Source organism: Flavobacterium sp. FG68 (assembly GCF_057808895.1).
In genome coordinates, this window is sequence record NZ_JBMDIY010000051.1 from 24,200 (window position 1) to 34,103 (window position 9,904).

Below are 9,904 nucleotides of genomic sequence, written 5' to 3' on the forward strand. Positions count from 1 at the left end.
TTAGTGTAAATTGATAAATGTGTATAAAACATAAAATGTTAGTAAAAATAGAATAAAAAAGAAATTAATAAAGAATAATATTACGCTTTTAACAAACGATACTATTCTGCTTTCTCCATAAAAACGATGATGCGCCGGATAAAAATAGTAACACATCCATATTGTGCCAACAACATTAACGATACTTGCAATAAAGCTAATGGGGCTGTCTTCTCCAAATAATCCAACAACTCTTTCTATAATAAACATAATGAGGAAAATGAGCAGTAAAAACGAGAAATAATGCAGCGTAAAAATTCCGTGATCAAAATAATACCATTTCTTTTTGTTATGGAAAATCCATAGAAAGAAAGCGAAAAACGGCATGATTATAAACAGGATTTTAGGAATATTATGGAAAAACGATTCAATGAATTTTTCTACAATTTCTCTTTTAGAATTATTCTCTGTAACATGAACTGATTTTTCATATAGCCAGTATTCAAGCTCTGAGAGTTTTTCATCTTCCTTGCCATACTTTTGAATTGAATCGATTTCTTTCATCGTTTTTAATTCAAAATGTGTTTTGTAGGCACCTTTAGTTCCTTTTTTATCCTGATTAATGAGTTTTGTAGAAATTTCTTTTTCACCCTTACTAATTTGATCGCCTACTTTACTCGGAAATATGGCAATTAAAAGAAAAGTAATAAAACTGATAAAAATATAAAGACGAACCGGTGCCAGATAAGATAATCTTTTTCCTGAAAGGTATTCTTTTGTTAGTGTTGCCGGTTTAAAAAGAAGGTTTCGTATTGTTTTCCAAAAAGCATTTTCATAATGCGTTAAATCTTCAAAGAAGTGAATAAACAAATGATGAAAAGTTTTTCTGGAATCTGAATTTTCCTGTCCGCAGTTTGGACAAAATTTTTGCTCAACAACATGCCTGCAGTTTAAACAGGTTTTGTCTTCTCTAATTTTGTTGTGTGACATTGGTTATTTTTGGTTGATTTGATTTTGGTTATTGGTTTGGCCCACGGATTATACTGATTTAACGGGTTTGCACTGGTTTTTTGCCACAAATTACACGAATTAATTTTATTATAATCAGCGTAAATCTGTTTAATCAGTGTCATCCGTGCGCCATAAAAAGTATTATTTTTTAAGAACTTCGTTTAAAAAAAGCTGTAAATGCTCAAAAGATCTTTTTGCTGCAACTGGATTATAAGCAGCCCCTTTTGAATTGTCATTTCCGGCTTCTGGATTTGTAAAAGAGTGTACAGAATTTGCATAATAAATCATTTGCCAATCAGCTTTTGCATCACGCATTTCTTGTTGGAATGATACAATTTCCTCTTTTGGAACAAATGGATCATCAGCTCCGTGACAAATTAAAACTTTTACTGAAGTTGGTTCTGTTTTTCTCGCTGCATCTTTACCTAAACCACCATGAAAAGAAGCAATTCCTTTTACATTAAGATGTCCACGTACTGCTTCAAGAACTCCGGTTCCTCCAAAACAATAACCAATAGCAACAATATTATCTGCATTTGCTCCGGATTTTACTAATTCCTGCAAAGCTGCATTAATTCGTTTTTGGTAAGCTTCAGGATTGCTTTTGTAGAAGCCTGCTTGTTTTCCTGCCTCAGAAGTGTTTGTTGGATAATTTCCTTCACCATAGATATCAGCGATGAAAACATGGTAACCTAATTTTGATAACTCTCCAGCAATTCCTTTTGAAGCATTATCAATTCCTAACCAAGCTGGTAACAGCAAGATTCCGGGATTGTTAGCGCTCTTCTTAGAAGATTTTATAAATAAGCCATTCAATGCCTGGCTTCCTTCAGAATATTTTACAGGTTTTAATTGTGCATTCATAGTAGTTGAAAACAATATTGCAGCAAAAATAAGGGTGGCTAAATTTTTCATTTTTTTACAATTTTTAACAAATATCAGAAATATTATGTTACAAAAAAACCTCGGAAGCTATTTCGCGAGGTTTATTTAACACATTTTATCAAACAAAATTATTTTCCGGGATGATAAGTTCGTTCGGCATTTTTAATAACGTCCTCTTTATAAAACAAAACATCTTTAAATTGTCCGTTTCGATACATTTCTGCCTGATCGGTAAAATGCTTTGAATTGGCGTCGCCGCTGTTTCCGCCTGCCAATAATGATTTTGCTTTTATTTTTGAACCAAATTCAACCGCACAAACAAAACTGTTTCCGTTATAACCGTATCGTTTTTTAGAATTATTTTGATAATTCGCTTTAAAAGAAGGCAAACTTCCCCACGAACCTGGACCAAAACCAATTGGTAAACTCGGTTGGTTATCATCATATTTTAGATCAATTTCACCGTTTGAACGCTGAAAACGATTGACTTCGCCCCAAGCGGTTTTCCAGGTTCCCCATTTTGAGCTCAATTCTTTTATAACCGTTTGCAGCTGCGGAATCATTTGTGCTGCAGTCGCATTTTTTGCAAAGTTTTTAGTGTTTTCAACCTGATCTAATTCTCCTTCATCTATATAAGCTTTCTGAATAATTGGGTCTAATTTATATGCCCATTCAACGGCTAAAGTTGTGGCGACGGAATTTTCTTTGGCATAATAATCCCAGTTTTTTAGAATTGAAATAGGTTCAGCTAATTCTGAATATTCAACAGATTCCGGTTTTATATTTTTTTCGAAAACTTCAATCAAACTCGGAATTAATATTTCAAAAATGGATAATTTAGTATCATAACCATTCGCGATAACTTTGTCTAAAGTATATTTTTCGCTGTTGCTGAAAATTCTAACGGCATTTACACCTCTAAAATTTTCTCCATCAGGAGCCATATATGGAATATAATTTTCTTTTTTCGGACTATTATTTCCTGCGACAGAAAATGGAGTAGAGTTACAGTTTTGAAGCCAGCCATTTGTTGGATTATACAAATGAACAGTTTCATTTACATCATGCAATCCTTTCCATTGTGTTGCAGAAATTGAGCCGTCAATAACTTTTGCCCAATTTAAATTTTTATCCCGAATTGGAATAAAATTGCCGTGCCAATATGCAATATTTCCTTTGCTGTCAGCATAAACCGTATTATTAGAAGTATTGGCTTTTAAATCCATTGCTTTTTTATAATCATCAAAATTGGCCGCTTTTGTTCTAACCCAGCTCTGAATCAAACTTGTCATCGAGCGATTATTTGATTTTAAGCTAATCCATTTTCCATCACGTTTGGCCATAATTGGGCCGTTATTCGTTGTGTAGGTTTTAAATTTCTTTGGAATTAGTTTTCCTTTTTCCAGATATTTTATCGTGATTTCTTTTTCGATAACAGGTAAAAGTTTAGAATCGAATTCATAGAATAATTTTCCATTTTTATTGGTGATTTTTTCGGCATACATATCCGCAACATCAACGTTTGAAGAAGTGTGCATCCAGCCGCAATTTTCATTAAAACCCTGATAAATAAAAAACTGTCCCCACGTTACTGCGCCGTAAACATTTAAACCTTCTTCACTTGAAATTTGAACTTCTGGTCTGAAATAAAAAGTGGTATGCGGATTAATATATAAAATCGAATTCCCGCTTTCGGTTTTTGATGGTGCAAAAGCAAAACCATTTGATCCTGTTTGCACATATTTTTCTCTTTCTACATACGCCACTTTATCAGTATTCCCAGAATAAAAAGCTTTTAATTCTCCGGTAGAAAGATCTGCGGTGCTAATAGCGCCAATACTTCCGTCAGTCCAAAGAAGCGGAAACCACGGTTCGAAATGCGTTAAAAGTGCCGGTTTTACTTCGGGATGTTTATAGAGATAAAAGTTGATGGCATCGGCATAACTTTTTAGAAGTTTTTTAAGCCAGTCTGGTGCTTTTTTATAATCAGCTTTGGCTTCATCAACATCAATTAAAAGTTTAATTTCTAAATCATTATATAAAACAGATTCACCTTTAATTTCAGAAAGACGTCCCAATTTTTCGATATAATTCATTTCGATTCTTTTAAAATCGTCTTCGCATTGCGCATACAATAAACCAAAAACAGCGTCGGCATCGGTTTTTCCGTAAACGTGCGGAATTCCCCAATTATCGCGAATAATAGTAACTTTTTCAGCCAGTTTTTCTAATCGGCGGCTTTCTTTCGTACTGATTTTTTGTGCCGAAAGCTGAAAACCAAAACAGATTAAAAAAGTTATTTTTAAGATTTTAGAATACTGAAACATGTTTATTTGATATTAAATTTTTGTCCGGCAGTATAAATGCTCATTTCTAATTTTTCGATAGAAATTAAATTGTCTTTTTTAGCTTTTACAATGCCTTTTGGATTTTTGAAAACAATCACTTCACTTTCTCCCGCAACTTCAACTTTATTATTTCTAACAATAATGGCGGTTGCTTCGTCAATTCCAATTCCGGTTAAATCAGGAAATTCAATCAAGGCAGAAAGTAAACGGTTGTAACGATTTCTCTTTAAAAAATGCTGATCGATAACGACCGTTTTTAATAAGCCCAAACCTTCATCAGTTTCGAGATTATCGTATTTAATAACAGAAAAAGTTCCTGTATATTCTTTTTGCAATTTTTGGTTTCCGGTAATCATTTTTTCAGACATTACAGCTGCTCCGGCGCTTGTTCCAGAAATGGTACTTCCGTTTTCATATGCTTTTAAAATTGCTGTTTTTATGGGAGTATTATGAACAACTTTCATAAAACGGGTTTGATCGCCGCCGCTTATAAAAATTAGTTTGGCATTTTGAACAGAATCTGTAAGGGTTTTATTTTGTGCAGTTTCTTTGTTGAAATTCAGCATCACAATTGGGTTTGAAGTTAGTTTTACCATTTGTGTTTTAAAAAAGATAAACGAACTGTCCGGTTCTTCGCTTGACATCGGTAAAACCACGATATAATCTTTTTTGCCTAATTCTGCTACATCTAAAACCTGTTTCATTAAATCATCAGAACGATCGCCGCCGCCAATGATAAATAATTTTCCCTTTGGATTTTGCGCCTGAACAAAACAGCTCGTTAATAGCAAAGAAAGAATTGTAAACGATTTGATAAGTAGCTTATTTTTCATGGTTTATCGTGTTTAGTTTGGCTGGTTTTCTATAAATTTTAAAAGAGAATTGTTGACAATAAATAATACATCCTGTATTTTATCTAAATCTACTTTTGAATCAATATCGCGCGGTGTATGATAATCTTCGTGAAAACCGCTAAAGAAAGTCATTATCGGGATTCCTTTTGCGGTAAACGACGCATAATCACTTCCAGAATGTCCGTTGGTTTCCCATAAATCTAAAGTAAACGGGTTTTGAAGTTTAGCGTTGCTATCGCTGGCAATTTTCTTTAAATAATCGGTTTCTTTTTCAGTTCCGATGCTGAGAATTCTACGTGCTTTATCTTCGGGCGCACTTCTCGAAATCATATCCATATTAATGCAGAGAAGGATTTTTTGATCTTTTAAATTCAAATTCTGAACAAAATATTCGCTTCCTAAAAGTCCCATTTCTTCGGCTGTCCAGGATGCAAAAAGGATGTTATATTTTGGCTGTATTTTAGATTCTGACCAGTTTTTTGCCAAAGCGAGCATTCCAGAAGTTCCCGATGCATTATCGTCTGCGCCATAATAAATAGAGTCATTTTTAATTCCTAAATGATCGTAATGTGCACCAACAATAATAGTTTTTGTGGTGTCTTTTCCGGGAAGCATTCCTAAAACATTTCGAACAGAAAAAGTTCTAGTCTGCAAATCAATAGAGAAATTAATAATTGTGTTTTTTAATAGAGCAGAAGCCGTTTGAAGGTTTTGTGCTTTTTTTTCGAATGTTTCTAATGAAATTTTATTGTCTGATAAGAGTTTTTCAGCTGTTGATTTGCTCAATCTGAAAACCGGTATCGAAACACTAGATTCATTTTTTAAAGAATGAAAAACATCATTTTGATTTGAATTTTTTAGTCTAAAGTTTTGATTATAATCGATAATAACTAAAGCAGCAGCGCCTTTATTTATTGCATTTTTTAGTTTTATTTCTTGTAAATTATTTTCTTCCGGAAACAGTTTTTTGAATTTCTGATAGACGGCCGAAGTTGTGTCTTTATGATTTGGAAAACCTCTCAAAACAACAACTATTTTGCCTTTTACATTTTGATTTTTATAGTCGTCGTAATTTTCCTCAGGAACGCTCAATCCGTAACCAGCAAAAACGACTTGAGCATTTTTTTGTAAAGATTGTGAGATTGGTGTTAATTCAAAATCATTCTCTGAAAGTGCAATAGTTTTGTTTCCTTTTTTGATTTCAAAAGACGCTTTTTTTACGGTATGTTCTAAAACTTTAAAATTTTGAAAATACCTGTCAGGACTATAAGGTTTCAGCTGATATAAACCCATCATCGACGCAATATATTCTGAGGCCATATAACCGCCTTTTTGAGTTGTACCACGTCCTTTCAACCAGTCAGAAGCTAAAATAGAAAGTGTTCTTGTAAAATCACTTTTAGATGGATTTGAAACTGCAGTCTGCGAAAACAGCAAAGATTTACAGCAAAAAAAGGTAAATAAAAGCAATATACGTAGATACATATTTCACCAGATAAATTAATTATAAAATGATATTTCTTTTAAAAGCGCAGCCTAATTCAATAATAGAATCCGTTTTTGCAATTCCCGGAATATTGTCGATTTTCTCGTAAAGTATTCTTCGCATGTGTTCGTGGTTTTTTGCCACAATTTTGATGTAAAGCGTAAACGAACCTGTTACATAATAACATTCTGTAATTTCGGGAATATTTTTTAATTCTTCGATAATTCTATCCGAATCAGAATCTTTGTTTAAAGTAATTCCGGTAAAAGATGCCCAGTCAAATCCTATTTTTTTTTCCTGAATAATGGGTTTTATACCGCCAATAATTCCTTGTTCCATTAATCGGTTAATCCGTTGATGCACCATTGTATTTGATATTTTCAAATTGGCCGCAATGGCAGAAAAAGCCATTCTTCCGTCTTTTTCTAATTCTTTAATTATATTGATATCAAATTCGTCTAAACTATCCATTTTGTGATGTTAATTTTATTTTTTCAAATATTGTTTAAAAATAAATACGTTTTTTTCAGATGTCCCGATGGGACATTTTACGGTAATTAAATCATTTTTTTCTACCGATCCGCAACTCCTAACGGAGTTAAACCCCTATACGTTTTGTTTTTAGAATATTATGAATTCGTGTTTTATTATATAGTCCCTATGGGACATTTAGCGTGATCAAATTATTTTTTTTCTACCGATATTAAACTCCTAACGGAGTTACACTGTTATTCATTTTATTTTCAAAATATTTTGTCTGAAATAAACGCGTGTTTTACTGTATAGTCCCTACGGGACATTTTACCGTTGTCTTATTCTTTTTTCTACCGATATTAAACTCCTAACGGAGTTACGCTGTTATTCATTTTATTTCTAAAACTCATATGGTCATGAATTATCGATGATATAACCACTTCATACATTTATCCATTATTTCAAAAATATCTCGTAGAGATAAAATATCGGTAGCTTTAAATATATCGTCCCAGCAATTAGTCCAGTAGAGACTACACTATATAACCATAAAAGTAGCCATTTTTTTTAATAAAAGATTATAAAGTCAAAATTTCTAAAAATTAAATTTGATTCTATATTGTTTTAAAAACTGCTGTTTTGACTTTTTAATTGCTATTATGAAGTCAAAATATACTTTTTAAGCTTGTATATTTAAAAAATTTATTACTTTTGCTTTTTTAAAGTTAAATATCATGACACATACAGAAAACACCCTTTCGTCAAAATCAGAAATTTTGATTGAAAAAGAGAATAAATACGGAGCTCATAATTATCATCCGCTTCCTGTGGTTTTAGAAAGAGGAGAAGGCGTTTATGTATGGGATGTTGACGGAAAAAAATATTATGATTTTTTATCAGCTTATTCTGCAGTAAACCAAGGACATTGTCATCCTAAAATTGTAAAAGCAATGGTTGATCAGGCGCAGACCTTAACACTGACTTCTCGTGCTTTTTACAATGATAAATTAGGAAATTACGAAGAATACATAACGAAGTATTTTGGTTTTGATAAAGTCTTGCCAATGAATACTGGTGCCGAAGCTGTTGAAACTGCTTTGAAAGTATGCAGAAAATGGGCGTATGAAGTAAAAGGAATTCCAGAAAACCAAGCGCAGGTAATTGTTTGTGAAAATAATTTTCATGGAAGAACAACTACTATCATTTCATTTTCAAATGATGAAACGGCTCGTAAAAACTTTGGACCGTTTACAGATGGATTTATAAAAATTGAATACGATAATCTTGAAGCTCTTGAAAAAGCTTTAGAATCATCAAAAAATATAGCGGGATTTTTAGTGGAACCAATTCAGGGTGAAGCCGGAGTTTATGTTCCGACAGAAGGATATTTGGCGAAAGCAAAAGAATTGTGCGAAAAACATAATGTTTTATTTATTGCTGATGAAGTTCAAACCGGAATTGCGCGTACAGGAAAATTATTAGCGGTTCACCACGAAAATGTGCAGCCTGATATTTTGATTTTAGGTAAAGCAATTTCTGGCGGTGTTTATCCGGTTTCGGCGGTTTTGTGTAATAACGAAATCATGAATGTTATTAAACCGGGTCAGCACGGATCTACTTTTGGAGGAAATCCTGTTGCGGCGGCGGTTGCGATTGCGGCTCTTGAAGTGGTTAAAGAAGAAAAACTGGCTGAAAACGCAGAACGTTTAGGTGTTATTTTAAGAAAAGGCTTAAACGAAATTGCGGAGAGAAATAACTTAATTACGCTTGTTCGCGGAAAAGGACTTTTGAATGCAATTGTGATTAACAGCGGTGAAGATTCTGATTTAGCCTGGGAAATCTGCCTGAAATTTAGAGACAACGGATTATTGGCAAAACCAACGCACGGAAATAAAATTAGATTTGCTCCGCCATTAGTTATGACAGAAGATCAAATTAAAGAATGTCTTGAAATCATTGAGAAATCTTTAAATGAATTTAAATTATAAAGGTTACAATTTGTTATTAATGAAAGCTGCATTTATGATGCAGCTTTTTTTATGAGGTATAAATTATATAACAACAGACGAAAATTATGTAATTTAAAAATTAACTTCCTGAGTAGTTTTGACTGTAGAATTTAAGACGGCAAATATTTGTTGAACCTTTATAAATTTATTACAGATGGCTTACGCAAATAATGATTTAACGCGCTTTTTGGATGCACAAAATAAACTTTACCTAACTGCTTATTCTGAATTGAAAAAAGGTAAAAAAGAAACACACTGGATGTGGTTCATTTTTCCGCAGATAAAAGGATTAGGAAAAAGTGATATTGCTAAATATTACGCCATTGCTGATCTTGAAGAAGCACAAGCTTATTTGAATCACCCAATTTTAGCCAAACATTTGGTTGAGATTGCACAGCTTCTTTTAAACTTTAAAACCAAATCTATTGAAACTATTTTGGGAGATTTGGATGCACGTAAATTGCGTTCGTCTTTGAGTTTGTTTTCGCAAGTAGAAAATGCAAACCCAATATTTCAGGAACTTTTAGATACTTTTTATTCGGGGCATTTAGATCCGGTTACCTTGACAATTGCTCAGGAATTAATGAAAGTACCAGCTGAAGCATAATTGGGATTATTATTGATTAAAAATTATCTTTTATATATTACTTAGAATCTGTTATTAAATGAAAAAGCCATTCTGTGGGGAGAATGGCTTTTTTGGTTTATTACATAACTTGTACCAAAATTATATATCTAAAATGAGAAATGTTCTTAAATAAAAAAACCATTCGTGAAAACGAATGGTTTTTTTATTTTAAGAAATGTCTTGTCCTGAAATAGCGATACAAAAAAAAAGATCGTTATGGAAAAACAAAC

8 protein-coding genes are annotated in these 9,904 nt (G+C 32.7%); 2 read left to right on the forward strand and 6 right to left on the reverse strand.

Annotated features, from left to right (window positions below; genetic code table 11):
- From ACODSB_RS22805 to ACODSB_RS22830, 6 genes are all read right to left on the reverse strand, one after another.
- Nucleotides 1-969 (reverse strand): DUF3667 domain-containing protein, encoded by a 969-nt coding sequence (locus ACODSB_RS22805; protein ID WP_488938716.1) that lies wholly within the window; start codon nucleotides 967-969, stop codon nucleotides 1-3.
- A gap of 162 nt (nucleotides 970-1,131) precedes the next feature.
- The gene (locus ACODSB_RS22810; protein WP_488938717.1) at nucleotides 1,132-1,905 is read right to left on the reverse strand and encodes a dienelactone hydrolase family protein; all 774 of its coding nucleotides are present in this window, start codon (nucleotides 1,903-1,905) and stop codon (nucleotides 1,132-1,134) included.
- Between the two features lie 98 nt (nucleotides 1,906-2,003).
- Complete coding sequence (locus ACODSB_RS22815; protein ID WP_488938718.1) at nucleotides 2,004-4,202, reverse strand: penicillin acylase family protein; 2,199 nt, start codon at nucleotides 4,200-4,202, stop codon at nucleotides 2,004-2,006.
- A gap of 2 nt (nucleotides 4,203-4,204) precedes the next feature.
- Entirely contained in the window at nucleotides 4,205-5,056 is an 852-nt protein-coding gene (locus tag ACODSB_RS22820; RefSeq protein WP_073484957.1) for a cyanophycinase, read from the reverse strand.
- A gap of 12 nt (nucleotides 5,057-5,068) precedes the next feature.
- Nucleotides 5,069-6,562, reverse strand: a complete 1,494-nt coding sequence (locus ACODSB_RS22825) for a M20/M25/M40 family metallo-hydrolase (protein ID WP_488938719.1) — start codon at nucleotides 6,560-6,562, stop codon at nucleotides 5,069-5,071.
- A 19-nt stretch (nucleotides 6,563-6,581) separates the two neighbouring features.
- Complete coding sequence (locus tag ACODSB_RS22830) at nucleotides 6,582-7,034, reverse strand: Lrp/AsnC family transcriptional regulator (protein WP_053471690.1); 453 nt, start codon at nucleotides 7,032-7,034, stop codon at nucleotides 6,582-6,584.
- A 737-nt stretch (nucleotides 7,035-7,771) separates the two neighbouring features.
- Here ACODSB_RS22830 and rocD point away from each other — a divergent pair.
- Both rocD and ACODSB_RS22840 read left to right on the forward strand, forming a co-directional pair.
- On the forward strand, nucleotides 7,772-9,025 hold the full coding sequence (gene rocD, locus ACODSB_RS22835; protein WP_488938720.1) for an ornithine--oxo-acid transaminase: 1,254 nt from the start codon (nucleotides 7,772-7,774) through the stop codon (nucleotides 9,023-9,025).
- 175 nt (nucleotides 9,026-9,200) lie between these two features.
- A complete protein-coding gene (locus ACODSB_RS22840) occupies nucleotides 9,201-9,653 on the forward strand; it encodes a DUF1810 domain-containing protein (RefSeq protein ID WP_053471688.1) in 453 nt (150 codons plus the stop codon).
- Nucleotides 9,654-9,904 lie beyond the last annotated feature (251 nt).

Bases quoted from the DNA above. Each gene is read 5' to 3' on its own strand.
- ACODSB_RS22805 (WP_488938716.1), bottom strand. From the start codon at position 969: ATGTCACACAACAAAATTAGAGAAGACAAAACCTGTTTAAACTGCAGG.
- ACODSB_RS22810 (WP_488938717.1), bottom strand. From the start codon at position 1,905: ATGAAAAATTTAGCCACCCTTATTTTTGCTGCAATATTGTTTTCAACT.
- ACODSB_RS22815 (WP_488938718.1), bottom strand. From the start codon at position 4,202: ATGTTTCAGTATTCTAAAATCTTAAAAATAACTTTTTTAATCTGTTTT.
- ACODSB_RS22820 (WP_073484957.1), bottom strand. From the start codon at position 5,056: ATGAAAAATAAGCTACTTATCAAATCGTTTACAATTCTTTCTTTGCTA.
- ACODSB_RS22825 (WP_488938719.1), bottom strand. From the start codon at position 6,562: ATGTATCTACGTATATTGCTTTTATTTACCTTTTTTTGCTGTAAATCT.
- ACODSB_RS22830 (WP_053471690.1), bottom strand. From the start codon at position 7,034: ATGGATAGTTTAGACGAATTTGATATCAATATAATTAAAGAATTAGAA.
- rocD (WP_488938720.1), top strand. From the start codon at position 7,772: ATGACACATACAGAAAACACCCTTTCGTCAAAATCAGAAATTTTGATT.
- ACODSB_RS22840 (WP_053471688.1), top strand. From the start codon at position 9,201: ATGGCTTACGCAAATAATGATTTAACGCGCTTTTTGGATGCACAAAAT.